15 protein-coding genes and 1 tRNA gene are annotated in these 17,667 nt (G+C 64.0%); 10 read left to right on the forward strand and 6 right to left on the reverse strand.

Going from position 1 to position 17,667, the window contains the following annotated elements:
- Window positions 1-14 precede the first annotated feature (14 nt).
- On the forward strand, window positions 15-3,107 hold the full coding sequence (gene ydiJ, locus HD883_RS15250) for a D-2-hydroxyglutarate dehydrogenase YdiJ (protein WP_179583953.1): 3,093 nt from the start codon (window positions 15-17) through the stop codon (window positions 3,105-3,107).
- 160 nt (window positions 3,108-3,267) lie between these two features.
- Here the strand turns inward: ydiJ and HD883_RS15255 are convergent.
- Window positions 3,268-3,343, reverse strand: a tRNA-Phe gene (locus HD883_RS15255).
- A 144-nt stretch (window positions 3,344-3,487) separates the two neighbouring features.
- Window positions 3,488-4,831: an NADP-specific glutamate dehydrogenase gene (gene gdhA / locus HD883_RS15260; protein WP_179583951.1), complete on the reverse strand. Its 1,344-nt coding sequence runs from the start codon at window positions 4,829-4,831 to the stop codon at window positions 3,488-3,490.
- 242 nt (window positions 4,832-5,073) lie between these two features.
- Here gdhA and hemA point away from each other — a divergent pair, with 242 nt between their 5' ends.
- From hemA to HD883_RS15290, 6 genes are all read left to right on the forward strand, one after another.
- The gene (hemA, locus tag HD883_RS15265) at window positions 5,074-6,354 is read left to right on the forward strand and encodes a glutamyl-tRNA reductase (protein WP_179583949.1); all 1,281 of its coding nucleotides are present in this window, start codon (window positions 5,074-5,076) and stop codon (window positions 6,352-6,354) included.
- A 6-nt stretch (window positions 6,355-6,360) separates the two neighbouring features.
- Window positions 6,361-7,440 (forward strand): peptide chain release factor 1, encoded by a 1,080-nt coding sequence (gene prfA / locus HD883_RS15270; RefSeq protein WP_179583947.1) that lies wholly within the window; start codon window positions 6,361-6,363, stop codon window positions 7,438-7,440.
- Between the two features lie 3 nt (window positions 7,441-7,443).
- A complete protein-coding gene (gene prmC, locus HD883_RS15275; protein WP_179583944.1) occupies window positions 7,444-8,301 on the forward strand; it encodes a peptide chain release factor N(5)-glutamine methyltransferase in 858 nt (285 codons plus the stop codon).
- Between the two features lie 35 nt (window positions 8,302-8,336).
- Window positions 8,337-8,660: a Grx4 family monothiol glutaredoxin gene (gene grxD, locus HD883_RS15280; protein ID WP_179583942.1), complete on the forward strand. Its 324-nt coding sequence runs from the start codon at window positions 8,337-8,339 to the stop codon at window positions 8,658-8,660.
- 67 nt (window positions 8,661-8,727) lie between these two features.
- Window positions 8,728-9,243, forward strand: coding sequence for a nucleoside 2-deoxyribosyltransferase (locus tag HD883_RS15285; protein ID WP_179583940.1), 516 nt, complete (start codon window positions 8,728-8,730; stop codon window positions 9,241-9,243).
- Complete coding sequence (locus HD883_RS15290; RefSeq protein ID WP_179583938.1) at window positions 9,243-9,737, forward strand: hypothetical protein; 495 nt, start codon at window positions 9,243-9,245, stop codon at window positions 9,735-9,737. Before HD883_RS15285 ends, HD883_RS15290 begins: the two co-directional genes overlap by 1 nt.
- A gap of 121 nt (window positions 9,738-9,858) precedes the next feature.
- Here the strand turns inward: HD883_RS15290 and HD883_RS15295 are convergent, their stop codons facing one another.
- From HD883_RS15295 to HD883_RS15305, 3 genes are all read right to left on the reverse strand, one after another.
- Window positions 9,859-11,097 carry a multidrug effflux MFS transporter gene (locus tag HD883_RS15295; RefSeq protein ID WP_179583936.1) on the reverse strand — a complete coding sequence of 413 codons (1,239 nt, stop codon included), beginning with the start codon at window positions 11,095-11,097 and terminating at the stop codon, window positions 9,859-9,861.
- A gap of 139 nt (window positions 11,098-11,236) precedes the next feature.
- A complete protein-coding gene (locus tag HD883_RS15300) occupies window positions 11,237-12,217 on the reverse strand; it encodes a Bug family tripartite tricarboxylate transporter substrate binding protein (RefSeq protein WP_179583934.1) in 981 nt (326 codons plus the stop codon).
- A 90-nt stretch (window positions 12,218-12,307) separates the two neighbouring features.
- Window positions 12,308-13,201, reverse strand: a complete 894-nt coding sequence (locus HD883_RS15305; RefSeq protein WP_179583932.1) for an MBL fold metallo-hydrolase — start codon at window positions 13,199-13,201, stop codon at window positions 12,308-12,310.
- A 132-nt stretch (window positions 13,202-13,333) separates the two neighbouring features.
- On the opposite strand from HD883_RS15305, the gene HD883_RS15310 reads away from it, so the two are divergent.
- On the forward strand, window positions 13,334-14,293 hold the full coding sequence (locus HD883_RS15310) for a LysR family transcriptional regulator (RefSeq protein WP_179583930.1): 960 nt from the start codon (window positions 13,334-13,336) through the stop codon (window positions 14,291-14,293).
- Window positions 14,293-14,661, forward strand: coding sequence for a hypothetical protein (locus HD883_RS15315; RefSeq protein WP_218863130.1), 369 nt, complete (start codon window positions 14,293-14,295; stop codon window positions 14,659-14,661). Before HD883_RS15310 ends, HD883_RS15315 begins: the two co-directional genes overlap by 1 nt.
- 16 nt (window positions 14,662-14,677) lie before the next feature.
- On the opposite strand, the gene HD883_RS15320 is transcribed toward HD883_RS15315, so the two are convergent.
- A complete protein-coding gene (locus HD883_RS15320; protein ID WP_179583928.1) occupies window positions 14,678-15,859 on the reverse strand; it encodes a sensor histidine kinase in 1,182 nt (393 codons plus the stop codon).
- A gap of 209 nt (window positions 15,860-16,068) precedes the next feature.
- On the opposite strand from HD883_RS15320, the gene HD883_RS15325 reads away from it, so the two are divergent.
- Window positions 16,069-17,649, forward strand: a complete 1,581-nt coding sequence (locus HD883_RS15325; protein ID WP_179583917.1) for a phospholipase D family protein — start codon at window positions 16,069-16,071, stop codon at window positions 17,647-17,649.
- Window positions 17,650-17,667 lie beyond the last annotated feature (18 nt).

Below are 17,667 nucleotides of genomic sequence, written 5' to 3' on the forward strand. Positions count from 1 at the left end.
AAACTTCCCAACCGATGATTCCTCGCCTGTCGCCCAGTGACCATCCCACCTCATTGACCGTGGATTTTCTTGCCGAATTGCGGCTGCGAGGGTTCGAAGGGGATATCACTCAAAGTCACGCCGACCGGACCGTTTTTGCCACCGACAATTCGATTTACCAAGTGGCTCCGCAGGCGATCGTCTTTCCTCGTCACGAGGCCGACGTCATCCGGGTAGCCAAGTTGGCCGACGACCAACGCTTCGAAGCAGTGACGTTTACGCCGCGCGGAGGGGGCACAGGCACCAACGGTCAATCCCTGACGGACGGTATCGCCGTAGATCTGTCGCGTCACATGAACGCGATCCTTGAGATCAATGTGGAAGAGCGATGGGCGCGCGTGCAGGCGGGCGTCGTGAAAGACCAGTTGAACGCTGCCATCGAGGCGCAGGGACTATTCTTCGCCCCCGAGTTGTCACCCTCCAACCGGGCCACGATCGGCGGCATGATCGCGACTGATGCGAGCGGACAAGGTTCGGTGCTGTACGGCAAGACACGTGATCACGTTCTCGAACTCAAGACCGTCCTGCTCGATGGGTCCACTTGGCATTCCCGCCCGCTGGACACGGCTGCGTTCGACGTGGCCAAGGCGCGTCCTGATCGCGTGGGCGCCATCCATCGATTGCTCGACCGCATCCGTGTCGATGATGCCGAACTGATTGCTTCGACGTTTCCCAAGCTCAATCGCTGCGTCACGGGGTATGACCTGGTCCACCTGTGTGACCATTGCGGGCGCTTCAATCTCAATTCGGTGCTGTGTGGGGCGGAAGGCAGCCTCGCTTTCGTCACCGAGGCCAAGATCTCGCTGACGCCCATCCCACGTTGTACGGCCCTGCTCAACATCCGCTACGACAGCTTCGACGCAGCGTTGCGCGATGCCGCTGCACTGATGAGACTCGAAGCTGCAGCAACCGAAACCGTCGATGCAACCGTCCTAGCTTTGGCGCGCAAGGATTCGATCTGGCTGGAGGTCGCAGAGTATTTTCCGGACGATGCTGCCGGTCCTCCTCAAGGCATCAATGTGGTCGAGTTCCTGGCCGACGACGAAGCGGCGCTTGCCGAGAAACTGGCGCGCGTGGAAGGCATGCTGGCGGTTGACCTGGGCCGGTCCGGCAGACGGGGCTACACAGTTGCTCACGGCGCAGTAGCTGCCAAAGCCATATGGTCCATGCGAAAGAAATCGGTGGGCCTTCTGGGGAATATGCCTGGAGAACGCCGTCCGGTGCCGTTTGTGGAAGACACGGTGGTCCCGCCCGAGCACCTTGCCGACTACATTGCCGAATTTCGCGCAGTGCTGGACCGGCGTGGGCTTGTCTACGGCATGTTCGGGCACGTCGATGCGGGCTGCCTGCATGTGCGTCCCGCCCTGGACATGAAAGACCCTGCGCAGGAAGCCTTGATTCGCGACATCACGGACGAGGTCGTCGCACTGACGCGCAAGTACCGCGGTGTTCTCTGGGGCGAACATGGCAAGGGATTTCGGTCGGAATACGCGCCTGAGTTCTTTGGTGATCTGTACTCGCGCATGCAGCAGATCAAGGCGGCGTTCGATCCGAACAATCAGCTGAACCCTGGCAAGATCGCAGCACCGCCGGGCCGCTCGCTGACGCGGATTGACGCCGTACGTACGCGCGGTGCGCTCGACAGGACCATCCCTATCGCGGTGCGCGCAGCCAACCAGGATTCGCTGCATTGCAATGGCAATGCAGCCTGTTTCAACTTCGATCCCGATGACGCCATGTGTCCATCGTGGAAAGGCACTCGCGAGCGTCGTCATTCACCGAAGGGACGTGCATCGCTGATGCGCGAATGGCTTCGTATGCTCGCCGAGCGTGGCGTCGATCCCTCAGACATTGCCGTCCGGGCACGCGGACAATCCGGCTGGCGCAATGTTATCGACGTTGTCCGACGGACAGTCAATAGCTGGTCGGCCCGGCAAGGAAAATCCGACTTTTCAACCGAAGTCAAAGAAGCCATGGATGGCTGCCTTGCATGCAAATCGTGCGTGGGTCAGTGTCCGATCAAGGTGGACGTACCCGCCTTCCGGTCGCGATTTCTTGAGCTGTATTACGGCCGATATCTAAGGCCTGCCAAAGACGGGCTTGTCGCTTCGCTTGAGCACTACTTGCCCGCTGCAGCCAAGGCGCCGCGTCTTGTCAACGGCGTCACGCAGAGTCGAGCGGGGCGGGCGGTGCTGGGCGGCGTGGGACTGGTTGCCCTGCCCGCGATGACAGGAATCGACTTGGTCGCAGAGGCCGCTCGTCGAGGCGCGCGCCTTGCATCAGCCGGACGCTTTGCAACGTTGACGGACGACGAGAAGACGCGAAGTGTCGCGATCGTTCAAGATGCGTTTACGTCGTTCTATGACACGAACGTGGTGCTAGACCTGTGCGAGTTGCTGACGGCGCTGGGCTTCCTGCCATGGCTGGTTCCCTACCGTCCCAACGGCAAGCCGCAGCACGTGCTGGGCTACCTGGGCAGGTTCAGCCAGACGGCAGCACGTAATGCGGACATGCTTAACGACCTTGCCACTGCGGGCGTGCCCTTGGTTGGCATTGATCCTTCCATGACGTTGGCCTATCGGACCGAATATGCCAAGACTCTCGGCGCCGACAACGCGCCCAACGTCATGTTGATTCAGGAATGGTTGGCCGCTCGACTTGAAACGATGCCCGCGTTTGATGCGGCAACCCGATCATCCTGGGCGCTGCTGCCGCATTGCACCGAACGCACCAACGCACCCGCAGCAACTGCGGCGTGGGTCGACGTAGGCGCGCGCCTTGGCGTGGATATCGAGGTCGTGGCCAGTGGATGTTGCGGCATGGCTGGCCTGTATGGTCACGAGCGTGTGAACCGTGGGCAGTCCGAACATATCTATGGCTTGAGCTGGGCGAAGCACGTTGCGAATCCGTCCCTGCAGGGACGCCTGGCAGCGACGGGCTATTCGTGCCGCTGCCAGGCGAAACTCGTCGACCAAGCCATGCTGCCGCATCCGGTCAGTGTGCTGCTTGCACAGTTCAGGGCAAACGTCGCTCACCGCGCGGCGTGGGCAAGCGAGATGCCTAGCTGACAGTTCAGCCGACACAGCTGACCAGCAGTCGAATGGGCGGCGTCGCCGACAGCCAAGCAAAGCCGCTAAACGCAACGTCCTTGGCGGTGCCAGTCGCTCCTCGTCGGTCGCCCAACGCAAAAAGGCCAGTTCCGAAGAACTGGCCTTTCGCTAATATCCTTGGTGGCCTGGGGCGGAATCGAACCACCGACACGCGGATTTTCAATCCGCTGCTCTACCGACTGAGCTACCAGGCCGTACTTCTACTTCTGCACTGCTTTTCCTGCCAGACCGCTGCTTTTTCGCCGCGCCCTGAACAGCACGAAATAATACACGAATTTTCGGCGCCGTCAAAACGCTGACATGACTTTTGCATAGCCAGCGCTGAAGTCGATCCAGACTCAGATCACCCCCAACGCATCCATCGCCTCCGCCACCCGCACGAAGCCAGCAATGTTCGCCCCCAGCACATAGTCCCCAGGCGCCCCATACTCGTCCGCCGTCTCGGCACAACGATCATGGATGTCCCGCATGATCTCGGCCAACCGTGTCTCGGTCTTTTCAAACGTCCAGCTATCCCGCGACGCGTTCTGCTGCATCTCCAAGGCCGACGTGGCCACGCCACCCGCATTGGCCGCCTTGCCCGGCGCGAACAGCACGCGGGCGTCCTGGAACAGCTTGACGGCATCGGGGGTGGACGGCATGTTGGCGCCCTCGCCTACGGCCATCACGCCGTTGGCAATCAAACGCTTGGCATCGCGGCCGGTCAGTTCGTTTTGCGTGGCGGACGGCATGGCGACGGCGCACGGGATGTCCCAGATGGAGCCGTCTACGATGTAGTGGGCACCGGCGCCGCGCAGCTTCACGTACTCCGACAGACGGCCGCGGCGCACTTCCTTGATCTCTTTGACCAGGTCCAAATCGATGCCGTTGTCGTCGATCACGTAGCCGTTGGAGTCCGAGCACGCGGCGATGACGCCGCCGAATTCCAGGACTTTTTCCATGGTGTAGATGGCGACGTTGCCGGATCCGGAGACGACGGTGCGTTTACCTTCAAACGTTTCGCCGCGGGTGGCCAGCATGCGTTCGACGAAGTAGGTGGCGCCGTAGCCGGTGGCTTCGCGGCGGGCGCGGGATCCGCCGTGAAAGAGGGCCTTGCCGGTTAGCACGCCAGCCTCATATTTGTTGGTGAGGCGTTTGTATTGGCCGAACATGTAGCCGATTTCGCGGCCGCCGACGCCGATGTCGCCAGCGGGAACGTCGGTGTATTCGCCCAGGTGGCGATGCAGTTCGGTCATGAAGGATTGGCAGAAGCGCATGACTTCGCGGTCGGACCGGCCGCGGGGGTTGAAGTCGGACCCGCCTTTGCCGCCGCCGATGGGCATGCCGGTCAGGGCGTTCTTGAAGGTCTGCTCAAAACCCAGGAATTTGATGATGCCGACGTTGACCGACGGGTGGAAGCGGATGCCGCCCTTGTAGGGGCCGAGCGCCGAGTTGAACTGGACGCGAAAACCGCGGTTGATCTGGACCTGGCCGCTGTCGTCGATCCACGGCACGCGAAAGATGATCTGGCGTTCGGGTTCGCACAGCCGTTCGATCAGGGCGTTGTCGGCGTAGTAGGGGCGCTTGGCGATCACGCGGCCCAGGCTTTCCAGGACTTCTTTGACGGCTTGATGGAATTCCTGTTCGCCGGCATTGCGGTTCATGACTTCGTTCAGGATGGGCTGCAGCTTTTCATCGATCATGCGTTCGGGGTCTCCGTGACAGGGCTAATCACCGCGTTTCTACCTACGGCGCACCACATTGGATCATGCCTGACTGCGCTAAATGCACCAATATGGGTAATCACGTAGCTCCGATTGCTGGGCCAACGCAACCTGATAGTCCGCATCTATTACCCTCTTCGCCCAATACAATTCGGTCTTGCGCAGGTGCTGCCCTATAATGGAAGGCTAAGCCGCTAGTCAAGCGGCGCCTGAATCCCGCCATGTCTGTCGACGTCCTCACCTTTGGTCTGAATCACGTCTCTGCCCCCGTCTCGGTGCGCGAGCGTGTGTCGCTGCCTATCGAACTGCTCAAACCGGCGCTTGCGGGCCTGCGTTCGGCCTTTGGTGGCGCGGTGACGGAGGCAGCGATTCTGTCTACCTGTAATCGGACCGAGATCTACTGTGCGGCCGATTCCAGCGTGGCCGAGCAGCTGCCGGCGTGGCTGGCGGATTTCCGCCAGTTCGATAGCAGCCAGTTGCAGCCGCATCTGTACCGCCACATGCAGGACGACGCCGTCCGCCATGCGTTCCGGGTGGCCAGCGGGCTGGATTCGATGGTGCTGGGCGAACCGCAGATCCTGGGCCAGATGAAGGACGCGGTGCGCGCGGCGGAAGACGCCGGTTCGATGGGAACCTTGCTGCATCAGCTGTTCCAGCGCACGTTTTCCGTCGCCAAGGAAGTGCGGTCGCAAACGGCGATCGGGTCGCAATCCGTGTCGATGGCCGCGGCGTCGGTGCGCTTGGCCGAACGGGTGTTTGGCGATCTGAAAGAATGCAATGTGCTGCTGATCGGCGCGGGCGAGATGATCGAGCTCTGTGCGACGCACCTGGCTGCCCACCGTCCGAAAAAGATGGTGGTGGCGAACCGTACCGTGGAGCGGGCCGAGACGCTGGCGTCGAAGTTTTCGGCGGGCGCGATGCGGTTGAGCGAGTTGCCGGATCGGCTGTGCGAATTCGATGTGATCGTGTCCAGCACCGCCAGTTCGCTGCCTATCCTGGGACTCGGGATGGTGGAACGGGCGACCAAGACGCGCCGGCATCGCCCGATGGTGATGGTGGACCTGGCCGTGCCGCGCGATATCGAAGCTGAAGTGGGCCGGCTGGATGACGTCTACCTGTATTCGGTGGACGACCTGGGCCGGCTGGTGCAGACCGCGACCGATGCCCGCAAGGCGGCCGTGACGCAGGCCGAAGCCATCATCGAGACGCGGGTACAGAATTTCATGCACTGGATGGACTCGCGCGAAGTCGTGCCGGTGATCCAGTACATGCATCAGACTGCCGACGCCGTGCGCGCCGCCGAACTCGACCGGGCGCGCAAGGCGCTGGCGCGGGGCGACGATCCCGAGCAGGTCATGGAGCAGTTGGCCCATGGGCTGACGCAAAAATATCTTCACGGCCCGCTGGCCGCGCTAAACCATAGCGACGGCGCTGACCGCAAGCAGTTGCTGGCCTTGTTGCCGCGCCTCTTCACGTCACGCGCCTCGCGTAACGACCACTAGCCTTCAATGAAAGCATCGATGCGGTCCCGGCTCGAGCAGTTGACTCGACGCCTTGCCGAACTGGACGGCCTGCTTGCCGATCCGGACACGGCCCAGGACATGGACACCTTCCGCAAGCTGTCGCGCGAGCGCTCCGAGCTCGAGCCGGTGGTGGTGGCGTTCGGCGCGTACACGGGCACCGAAGAGGACCTGGCGACGGCGCAGCAGATGCTGTCGGACCCCGACATGAAGGGCCTGGCCGAAGACGAATTGAAAAGCGGCAAGCTGCGCCTGGAACAGCTGGAAGCGGAACTGCAGGTGTTGCTGCTGCCGCGTGATCCCGATGATGGCCGCAGTCTGTTCCTGGAAGTGCGCGCGGGCACCGGCGGCGACGAAAGCGCGCTGTTCGCGGGCGACCTGCTGCGCATGTACACCCGTTTTGCCGAGCGCAATCGCTGGCAGGTCGAGGTCATGTCCGAAAGCGAATCGGAACTGGGTGGCTACAAGGAAGCGATCGTACGGATCGCGGGGGATGGCGCCTATGGCCGGCTGAAGTTCGAGTCGGGCGGCCATCGGGTGCAGCGCGTGCCCGCGACCGAGACGCAGGGCCGCATCCACACGTCGGCATGCACGGTGGCGATCATGCCGGAAGCCGATGAAGTGGCCGAGGTGAACATCAATACCAGCGACTTGCGCATTGATACCTTCCGGGCCAGCGGCGCGGGCGGCCAGCACGTGAACAAGACGGATTCGGCCGTGCGGATCACGCACTTGCCGACCGGGATCGTGGTGGAGTGCCAGGACGACCGGTCGCAGCACCGGAACCGCGACAAGGCCATGAAGGTACTGGCCGCGCGGATCAAGGACAAGGAAGTGCGCGAGCGCCAGGCCAAGGAAGCCGCGCAGCGCAAGAGCCTGGTGGGATCGGGCGACCGGTCGGAACGAATCCGCACCTATAACTTCCCGCAGGGCCGGATTACCGATCACCGCATCAACCTGACGCTGTACAAGCTGCAGAACGTGCTGGATGGCGACCTGGACGAAGTGATTTCGGCGCTGGCGTCGGAACACCAGGCGGAGCTGCTGGCCGCGCTGGGCGACGAGTAAGCCGTGGCGGCAGCCGATGTCCGCTCGTTGATCGCCGCCAGCGGACTGCCGGTGCTGGAAGCCCGGGTGCTGATGGGCCATGCGCTGCACGTGAATCGGGCGTGGCTGATCGCACATGACACGGATCCGCTGACCGACGCTCAAGTAAGCGCTTACAAGCAACTGGCCGAACGCCGGCGCGCCGGTGAACCGGTGGCCTATCTGCTGGGCGAAAAAGAATTCATGGGACATAGGTTCCAGGTCACGCCGTCGGTGCTGATTCCCCGCGCCGATACCGAGGTGCTGGTGGAAACGGCCCTGGGCGATCTGGAAGGCAAGACGCTGGAAGGCAAATCCCTGAAAGGCGAGTCCCGCCCCGCCGTGCTGGACATGGGCACGGGCAGCGGCGCCATTGCGATTTCCCTGGCGCTGGCGCGGCCCGATGCCGATGTCGTTGCGACCGATGTAAGCACTGACGCCCTTGCGGTGGCGCAAAAGAACGCCATATCGTTGGGAGCCCTTGTACGTTTTGCGCAGGGCAGCTGGTTCGACGCGCTGAACTCGGCCGGCTTGCCGGCGGTCTATGACGTGATCGTGTCGAATCCGCCGTATATCTCGTCGGGCGATGCGCACCTGGACCAAGGGGATTTGCGTTTTGAACCGCGGCAGGCGCTGACGGATTTTCGCGATGGCCTTGAAGCCTTGCGGATCATCATTGCCGGAGCGCGGCCGCATCTGCATGCCGGGGGCAGCCTCTGGCTGGAACATGGTTGGGACCAGGCCGCCGCCGTGCGCGCGCTGCTGGTAGAAGCCGGATTCCAGCGAGTAAGCAGCCGCCGAGACCTGTCGGACATCGAACGGATTTCCGGCGGGTACCTATAATCGATGTATTCAATTCCTAGCACGTGAGGTTCGCCATGAGCGACGTACAAGAATTTCTGCGCGAAACCGTGACCGACAATCCGGTCGTCCTGTTCATGAAAGGCACCGCGCAGTTCCCGCAGTGCGGCTTTTCGGGCAAGGCCATCCAGTTCCTGAAGTCCAACGGCGTCAAGCAACTGACCACGGTCAATGTGCTGGAAGACGCGGAAGTGCGCCAGGGCATCAAGGAATTTTCGAACTGGCCAACGATTCCCCAGCTGTACATCAAGGGTGAATTCGTGGGCGGCTCGGACATCATTGCCGAACTCGACAGCACCGGCGAACTGAAGCAGATGCTGGCCGAAGCCGGCGTCGTCTGACGCTGACGGCCCCTCTGCTGCGACGTTCCCCGCCGTTCCATCCCGACGTCTACATCCGGAGACCGGCATGAAAATCTATCTTGCCGGCCCCGATGTGTTTCGGCCCGATGCGGCGGCGTTCGGCCGCAGCCTGCAGACCCTGTGCACCGAGCTGGGCCTGACCGGGTGTTTTCCGCTCGATAACGAATTGAAGGCCGAGCTGTCAGGCCGGGATGCCGCGCGCGCGATCTACGAGGCGAACGTGGCCATGATCCGCGACTGCGACGCCATCATGGCCAACCTGAATCCGTTTCGCGGACGCGAGCCGGACTCGGGCACGGCGTTCGAGGTGGGCTATGCGGCGGCGCTGGGCAAACAGATCTGGGTCTACACCAGCGAGCCCCGCAATCTGGTCGAGCAGTGGGCCGAAACGGACCCCGTGCTGCACGGCCCGCAGATCGACGACGCGGGCATGCTGGTCGAGGACTTCGGCCTGAATCTGAACCTGATGCTGGCGTGCAGCAGTGCGCACGTGGTGATCGGCACGGCGCATGAGTGCCTGCGGCGGATTGCCGCGCGACAACTGTCCGAAGGAAAAGAATGATGAGTCCCCTGCGCGGCGCTGTGAGTGCTTGCCTTCTTGCCGGCGCTTGCCTGGTCTCCGCTTCGGCGTTCGCGGCGCAGGCGGCCCGGTCCCCTGCGGCGGCAGCGCCTGCTGCCGGGTCGACGTCGGGGTCGTCTTCGGGGTCGTCCGCGGCGTCCTCCTCCACCGGCGCGCCCGTGACCATCACGCCGCAGCTGGAAGACCGCATCGTCATGTCTTTGCTTGCGGCGATCCAGGCCAAGGACTATCAGCAGTTCGTGGGCTTGGGGAACGCGAACTTCGGCAAGCTGGACAAGGCGGCGTTTGACGCCGTGTCGACCCAGCTGAGCCCGCGCCTGCAGGCCGGCTACACCGCCGACCGCCTGACGCAATATCAGCAGCAGGGCTACGAGTTTTCCTTGTGGAAGATCTCGTTCAAGGACAACGGCGACGACATCATCGCGACGCTGAATGTGGCGCGGGATGGCAAGGTGGGCGGATTCGTCCTGCGGTAGCCCGCGGCGCGCAGTCGGCTGACCGGCCTGCTACGCGGTGGCCCCTGCTGCAAGACGCACCTGCAACCCAGCGGTCTTCTGCAAGGTGCCCCCGCTACACATCGGCCCCGCTGACCCCGCCCTATCGCGCCGCCGGCGCTGCCGCCTTCGTCGCCCGCCACCGTTTGTCGTGTGGGCGAACCCAGAACGTATAGATGCTCAGCGCCAGCAGTGCGCACGCCAGCATCACGCCCATCATGGCGCGGGCCGTGTGGCCATCATAGAAAAACGTGACGAGCGAGCCGGACACGGCGCCCACACTCATCATCAGCGCCCCCACCACGCCCGACGCGACCCCACCCGCTTCCGGCACCGGCTCGACTGCCGCGTGCGATGCATTGGGCGCAATCAACCCGAACGAAAACGTGTTCGCCATCAAGACCGGGATCAGCAGGCCCAGCGGCAAGGTGTTGGTAAAGGCCATGACGGCCAGCACCAGTGACGTCCCGCTCGACAAGCCCAGCCCGACTTTCAGCAAGCGGTGCGGCGACACGCCACGGGTGTTCAGCCGGCCGTTCAGGATGGACGCCAGCATGATGCCGAACGCCGTCCCGGCAAACACCAGGCCGAAGCCCTGCGCCGACATGCCCAACGTTTCCATCATCAGCAAAGGCGACCCGGTGATGTACGCAAACTGGCAGCCAAAGGTCAGCGCATTCACGGCGGCGTTGCCGAACGCCACTGGGTGGCTGATCACGCGTTTGTAGGTCTTGGCCAGCGCAGGGATCGACAGGCTCTTGAGCATCGTTGATGCCGGCCGGCTCTCGGGCAGGCCCAGGTACACCGCCAGCGTCACGACCGCCCCGGCAATCGTCATGAACACGTAGATGGCGCGCCAGTCGAACATCACCAGCACCCAGCCGCCCAGGGTGGGCGCAATCATGGGCGCCACGATGCGCACTGTGGCCACATACGACAGCCGCGCCCGCGCGAACTGGCCTTCGAACAGATCCCGCACAATCGTCAGCGACATGACCATGCCGGCCCCCGCCCCCACGCCCTGAATCGCGCGAAACGCCAGCAGCGCTTCCAGCGTCGGCGCCATGGCGCAGGCCGCGCTGGCCAGCGTGAACAGCGTGCTGCCAAACAGCAGCACCGGCCGCCGCCCGTACCGGTCCGCCAGAGGCCCGTACGCGATGGGCGCGATGGCAAAGCCGACCAGGAAGACACTCAACGTCAGCGCCGCGCGCGACGGCGACACCTGCAGCGACGCACCGATTTGCGTCAGTGCCGGCAAGGACATGTCGGTTGCCAGCGCGGGCAACGCGGACAGCACCGCAAGAAGGAAAATGAAGGCGACGGATTCGGGACGGATGCGCATGGGTCACTGCGTGCTGCGGGTGGCCTGGCGGCAGACCGACGCCTGGTAGGGACCAGGCCCGGGCACGCCAGGCAGCGCCCTGGAGGGGGCCTTCGAGTTTACCCTAGCGACCCCGCCACCCGCCCCCCGGCCCCGGTCGCTATTCCACCGTTGCCCCCGACCTGGCGACGATGTCCCGCCAGGCCGCGGCCTCATGCACGAGTTGGGCGGCAAACGTGGCGGGGGTGTCGTCGGGCAGCACGAAGCCCTGGGCCTCCAGCGTGTCACGGACCTTGGGATCGTGCCTGGCCTGCCGCACCGCATCCGCCAGCTTCTGGATCACGGCGGGCGGCGTGCCCCGTGGCGCCGCCAGCCCCCACCAGTTGCTCAAGACGCCGTCGGGAGCACCGGCTTGCGCCAAGGTCGGCACGTCGGGCAAGGCCCGCAGCCGCTGGGTGCCCGCCACCGCCAGCGCACGAATTCGGCCGGACGCCAGATGCGCACCCGCTACGCCATAGCCCACCAGGAACATCTGCACATCATTTGCCAGCAGCCCCGTCACACCCGGCTGCGCGCCTTTGTACGGCACGTGCACCATGGCCGCGCCCATGGCATTCGACAAGGCGAACGCCGACAGATGCGGAGCCGTGCCCGCTCCGGGCGATCCATAGTTCAGCTTGCCCGGATGCGCCTTGGCGTACGCCGCGAATTCGCGATACGACGTGGCAGGCACCGATGCATTGACGAACAGCACGGACGGCACGTCGGCGACCCGCGTCACTGGCACCAGATCCTTGAGCGGGTCGAACGCCATGTCCTTGTACAGGTACTGGTTGATGACGAAGTTGTTGGTGGCACCCAGCACCAGCGTGTAGCCGTCGGGCTTGGCGCGCGCGGTTTCGGCCGTGCCGATATTGCCGCCGGCCCCCGCCTTGTAGTCGATGACGACCGGCTGCCCCAGGCTTGCCGACAGCGCAGGCGACAAGGCGCGAAACGCAATGTCGCCCGCCGCGCCGGCGGCATAGGGAATGATGACGCGCACGGGCCGCTCAGGCCAGTCGGCCAGGGCAGCAGTTGCGACAGCACTGATCGCGATGCCTGCCGCGCAGGCGAGCACGCGGGGCAATGAACATGGCTTCATGACGACTCCCGAAGATGACGAAGGGCGGATGACACGCGAGCGCGCGCGGCAACCGGACAATGCAGCAAGGCAGACCCAACCGCTTGCGGTCTACAGATCGATGCGCATCAGGTCATGCGCCAGGCGCAGCGGCCCGTGATAGTTCTTGCGAATGTCGGCCGCCACCTCGTCCATCAGATGCGGGCCCATCAGGTCCACCGGCAGGTGGTGACCGGCGGCGCGCTTGAGCACCGGGCTTGTCGAATCGAAATGGCCAAAGTGCGTGGCCACCACGCTCTTTGCGCCCGCCCGGGCCGCGATCACACCCAGTTCGGTCGGACTGGTGTGGGCATAGATGCCGACGCCCGTCTTGGCACGGTGTGCAATGAAGGATTCCGGAAAGGTGCATTCGTGGATCATCAGGTCGGCATCGCGCGCCAGTTCGACCATGGCGTCGCACGGTTTGGTGTCCCCGCTGAACGCCACCACCTTGCCTTCCGCTTCGAAACGAACGCCGAAGCATTCGCAGATGTGCTCGGGGATGTGGTCCACATGCAAGGCGTGGATTTTTACTTCGTCGTCCTGATATACCATCCCGGGGGAAATCTCCCGCACGTCGGGCCGCACGGCTTCGATGTTCGCCTGGCGCAGGGGATACGCCGACCGCGCCGCGAAGTCTGTGTGGAATGCGCCGTCTTCGAACAGATGCCGGGCAAAGTTGCGCGTGCCTCTGGGCCCAAGCAGCACCGGCGATCCCTTGCGGTTCATCATCCAGCTCGAAATGACAAAGTAGGGAAAGTCGCCAATATGGTCGTGGTGCAAATGGGTCAGGAACACCACGCCAACATCGGCCGGATTGACGTTGGCGCGCACCATCTGGCGCGTCGCGCCTTCGCCGCAGTCGAACAGATAGTGTTTGCCAGAGTCGAGGGAAATAAGAATGGCGGACTGGCCGCGGTCGGGATCGGGCAGTGCGGCGCCAGTGCCCAGCATGGTGATTTTCACGAGTCGCTCCTTGAAAGGCTCGTGAAAAGTATGTGGCGCATCGATATTCCCCACTAATGAATTATGCTGATCCATCGATAACCGTCAGGAATTCCGGAGGGCGTGTTCATGCACCCGCAGCTCGACTCGCGCATGTTGTCCCGCCTTCGGCTGCGGCATCTCGAATTGCTGGACGCCTTGGGCGAAACGCAGAATATCCATCACGCCGCGCCCCGGCTGAACCTGACCCAGCCTGCCGCCAGCAAGCTGCTGCAGGAAATCGAAACCCTGTATCGCACGCGTCTGTTCGACCGGCACCCCCGGGGCATTACGCCGACCGAGGCAGGCGCATCGGCCATCCGTTGGGCGCGCCAGCTGCTATTTTCGGTCGGGGAATCGGTGGCCGAAGCGCACCTGATGGCGCGGGGCGCAACGGGCCGGGTCCGGATCGGCGCCTTGCCAGTGGCCATTCCCATGCTGGTGACCGGCATGCTGGACACGCTGGCGCAGACCGCGCCCGACCTGGTGGTGACACTGGTGGAAGGCGGTAGCGATACGGTCTTGCCTGCGCTGGCGCGGGGCGAACTGGACCTGGTGCTGGGACGCCTGACCACCGATGTCCATTCCACGCAGTTCACGCACCACGTGCTGTACGAGGAACCGGTGTGCCTGGTCGCCAGCGCCACCCATCCACTGATTTCGCGCGGACGTATCGGTTTTCAGGATCTGGTGGATGCGCGCTGGATCCTTCCGCCGGAACTGGCCCCGCTGCGCCGGGAACTGGACGCCATGCTGCTTGCCCATGGGGTCCACCGGCCCATGCCTCGCATCGAGACCATGTCCTTGCTGTTGATGCAGATCCTGCTGGCGCGCGGCGACACGATTGCGGCAATGCCGTTGCACGTTGCCCGGCATTACGCCGCCCAACACATGCTGGGCATCCTGGACCTGAACCTGCCGATCCGCATGCCTCCGGTCGGCATGATCCTGCTCGCTGGCGCCCGTCCGGCCGCGGCCGTGCAGGTGGTGATCGACACCATCCACGCCGTCGCGAACGCCTATCATCCGGCGACGCCATCGACCGATTCCCCCCGCCACGGGGCGCAGGCATAATGACTCATCCGACAGTGACCCAACCCGACCTCGCCCTGCGCGAAGGCCACCCGCCAGAAGGTCCCGCCGCCATGCCTCGCCTGCTTCTCGTTTCCGCCGCACTTGCGGCCGTGTTGTCGTTGTCCGCCTGCGGCAGCAATGTCTCGCTGGCCGAGCCGCAGCCCATCCGGGGCTACGTGTCGAACATGGGCACCTTCCAGAATTTCATTGCGACGCGGCCGACGCCGTCGGGCTTCCGGCGCATGTATCCCGACGTGCAGCTGGTGCTGCCGCAAGACATCGCCACGATGGAAATGCGGAACAACAACAGCCGCTATTTTGCGCAGCTGGATAACCAGGGCCGCATCGTGGGCGGCAGCTTCCGCTAGGACTGCACCAAGGCAGTCAGCGCCGCGGCGCCGCGTCCCGCACGATCGGAAACCGCAAGCAGATCGACGCGCCCTTCCCGTCCGTCCCTCGCCCGAACGACAGGGTGGCGCGCAGCCTGCGGGCCAGTGACGATACGACCTTCATGCCCATGCCAGTGGACCGCGCCGGGTCGAAGTTGCTCGCAATGCCGGGGCCGTCGTCGTCCACCTTGAGTTCACACAAGCCGCCCTCGACCGGTTCCAGGCACACGGTCACGTGATGCGCGCCCTGCTTCATCGCATTGATCACCAGTTCGTTCACCACCAGTCCCAGCGACACCAGATTGTCGGTCGACAGGTAGACGGGCGACCCGGTCACGTGCACATGGCCGGTCCCGCCCACGAAGTCGGAAATGTCTTCGCACAGGTGGTCCAGGTACTCGACGGCCTGCACGCCTTCATAGTCTTCCGACAGCTGGATGTGCTGGTGCACGCGCGCAATGGCGGCGACGCGGCCAGCCGCGCGGCCGATCTCGTGCCCAGCCACGTTGTCGGCGTTTTCTTCGGCCTGGATTTCGAGCATGGTGGTGATCAGCTGGAGGCTGTTCATGACCCGATGGTCGACTTCCTGCGCCATGACATCGGCATGGGCCAGCGCAGCTTCCTTTTCGGCCACCGCGGTGGACAGCGTGTCGATTGCGCGGCGCGCCGACAGCCGCAATTCAAGCTGATCCATGACGACCGAGGCCAGGTCTGACAAATGGCCGATCTGGTCCCGGTTGATGCCGCGCGGCCGTTTGTCCAGCACGCACAGGGTGCCCAGGTTGTGGCCGTCGGACGTGTGCAGCGGCACGCCAGCGTAGAAGCGCAGGCCGAACTCGCTGGCAACCAGCGGGTTGGTCATGGCGCGGGGATCGAATCTGGCGTCGGTCAGCACCCAGGCGTCGTCGTGCAGGATCGCCGACGCGCAAAGTCCGGCGTCGCGCGGGATCTGTTCCACGTCCAGGCCATGGTGGGATTTGAACCAGATGCGATCGGTGTCGACGATGCTGATGATCGCGATCGGGACGTCGAGCAGGCGGGCCGCCAGCGCGGTGACGCTATCGAACGCGCCATCGGGCGGCGTATCCAGGATGTCATAGCGCCGCACGGCGTCGAGCCGGCGAGCTTCCTGGTCGGCAGGCATGCCGATGAAACTCTGGGTAACGGTACTGATCACGCTGGGCCTCTGAAAATGCGCGCGAGGCGTTGCCGCCACGCCAATACATGGGAAACAGCAGGTGATACATAGCAAGACAATTACCGGCCAGCCTAACGGCGTAGCCCATCAGTAAGCGCTTTGTCTCATGCTACAACGATCCAGCCCAGCAGTAGCCGCCCGTGTTCACGCCGGTGCTGCCTTGTAACGCCTCTTTCCAGGTTGAACGCATGTCTGTCGTTGCCCTTACCTTCCGCCCCGCATCCGGGCGCCGATCCCCCGCCGCGCCGTGGAAGGCGCTGGTATTGGTTGCCGTGCTTGCGCTGGGTGGCTGTGCGTTGCCTTCGCAGGAAGGCCGCAAGGAATCGCAGGCCATCAGCGCGGCCGAAGGTGCAGGCACGCGCATTGGCCGATCGCTTGCGGGCGCGGCCTCCGCCAACCCGGGGCTGACTGGCATCAGCCCCCTGTCGGACGCGCGCGGCGCCTTTGCCGCCCGGATGCGGCTGGTGCAGGGCGCAGAACGCACGATCGATGTGCAGTCCTACATCTGGCACAAGGACGCAACCGGAACGCTGCTGTTGCGGGCGCTTCATGATGCGGCCGAGCGCGGCGTGCGCGTGCGCCTGCTGCTGGACGACAACGGCACCGCGGGCCTGGACGATGCGCTGGCTGCACTCGACCGGCACCCCAACTTCGAAGTGCGCCTGTTCAATCCCTTTTCGGTACGGTCGCCCAAGGCCATCGGCTACCTGACCCACTTCGACCGCGCCAACCGGCGCATGCACAACAAGTCGTTCACGGTGGACAACCAGGCCACGATCGTTGGCGGACGAAATATCGGCGACGAGTACTTTGGCGCCACCGACGACGTGGTGTTTGCCGACCTGGACGTCATTGCCGTGGGTGCTGTCGTGCCGGACATGTCGAAAGACTTCGACCGGTACTGGGCCAGCCTGTCCGCCTATCCCATCGACCGCATCCTGGCTTCCAAAAAGCCGGTGCCGCTCGAAGAGGCCTTGCCGCCGCTTGCCGAAGACAATCCGCAGGCCAACCGCTACCGGAAAGCCAATGACGAATCGCGCCTGCTCGACTCGTTGTACGAGGGCAAGATCGAATTTCAGTGGAGCAAGGTGCGGATGATCAGCGACGATCCGCGCAAGGGCCTGGGCGAGGCCCCCGACAGCAAGCTGATGATGCCGCGGATCATGCAGTTGCTGGATACGCCGCGGGAAAGCCTGGACCTGGTGTCGTCGTATTTCGTGCCGGCGGAGACGGGAACGGCAGCGTTCACCCAGCTTGCCCGGGAACGCGTCAAGGTGCGCATCCTGACCAATGCACTGGAAGCCACCGACGTGGCGCCGGTACATGCCGGCTATGCCAAGCGCCGCAAGGCCCTGCTCGAAGCGGGAGTCACGCTGTACGAGATGCGTCGCCAACCCGGCACCGAAACGTCGGATGTCGGCGGCCCGTTGGGCAGCTCCGGTTCCAGCCTGCACGCCAAGACCTTTGCGGTGGACCGAAAGCGCATGTTCGTCGGGTCGTACAACTTCGACCCGCGATCGGAAAAGCTCAACACCGAACTCGGCTTCGTGATCGACAACCCGAAGCTGACCGACGCCGTCCATGCCGCCTTCGACGAAAAGATTCCGCAGGTCTCGTACGAAGTGCGGCTGGACGACAAGGGTGACCTGTACTGGCTGGCCTGGGAAGACGGCAAGCAGGTGCGCTACGACTCGGAACCGAAAACCGGATTGCTCAAGGGTCTGGCCATCCGGGTGTTGTCGTGGCTGCCGATCGACTGGCTGCTGTAGCCGATCAGCGGGCCGTCA

The organism is Pigmentiphaga litoralis (assembly GCF_013408655.1).
GTDB lineage: Bacteria > Pseudomonadota > Gammaproteobacteria > Burkholderiales > Burkholderiaceae_B > Pigmentiphaga > Pigmentiphaga litoralis_A.

Bases quoted from the DNA above. Each gene is read 5' to 3' on its own strand.
- HD883_RS15310 (WP_179583930.1), top strand. From the start codon at position 13,334: ATGTTGTCCCGCCTTCGGCTGCGGCATCTCGAATTGCTGGACGCCTTG.
- grxD (WP_179583942.1), top strand. From the start codon at position 8,337: ATGAGCGACGTACAAGAATTTCTGCGCGAAACCGTGACCGACAATCCG.
- HD883_RS15295 (WP_179583936.1), bottom strand. From the start codon at position 11,097: ATGCGCATCCGTCCCGAATCCGTCGCCTTCATTTTCCTTCTTGCGGTG.
- ydiJ (WP_179583953.1), top strand. From the start codon at position 15: ATGATTCCTCGCCTGTCGCCCAGTGACCATCCCACCTCATTGACCGTG.
- prfA (WP_179583947.1), top strand. From the start codon at position 6,361: ATGAAAGCATCGATGCGGTCCCGGCTCGAGCAGTTGACTCGACGCCTT.
- HD883_RS15285 (WP_179583940.1), top strand. From the start codon at position 8,728: ATGAAAATCTATCTTGCCGGCCCCGATGTGTTTCGGCCCGATGCGGCG.
- HD883_RS15325 (WP_179583917.1), top strand. From the start codon at position 16,069: ATGTCTGTCGTTGCCCTTACCTTCCGCCCCGCATCCGGGCGCCGATCC.
- gdhA (WP_179583951.1), bottom strand. From the start codon at position 4,831: ATGATCGATGAAAAGCTGCAGCCCATCCTGAACGAAGTCATGAACCGC.
- HD883_RS15300 (WP_179583934.1), bottom strand. From the start codon at position 12,217: ATGAAGCCATGTTCATTGCCCCGCGTGCTCGCCTGCGCGGCAGGCATC.
- HD883_RS15315 (WP_218863130.1), top strand. From the start codon at position 14,293: ATGACTCATCCGACAGTGACCCAACCCGACCTCGCCCTGCGCGAAGGC.
- HD883_RS15290 (WP_179583938.1), top strand. From the start codon at position 9,243: ATGAGTCCCCTGCGCGGCGCTGTGAGTGCTTGCCTTCTTGCCGGCGCT.
- hemA (WP_179583949.1), top strand. From the start codon at position 5,074: ATGTCTGTCGACGTCCTCACCTTTGGTCTGAATCACGTCTCTGCCCCC.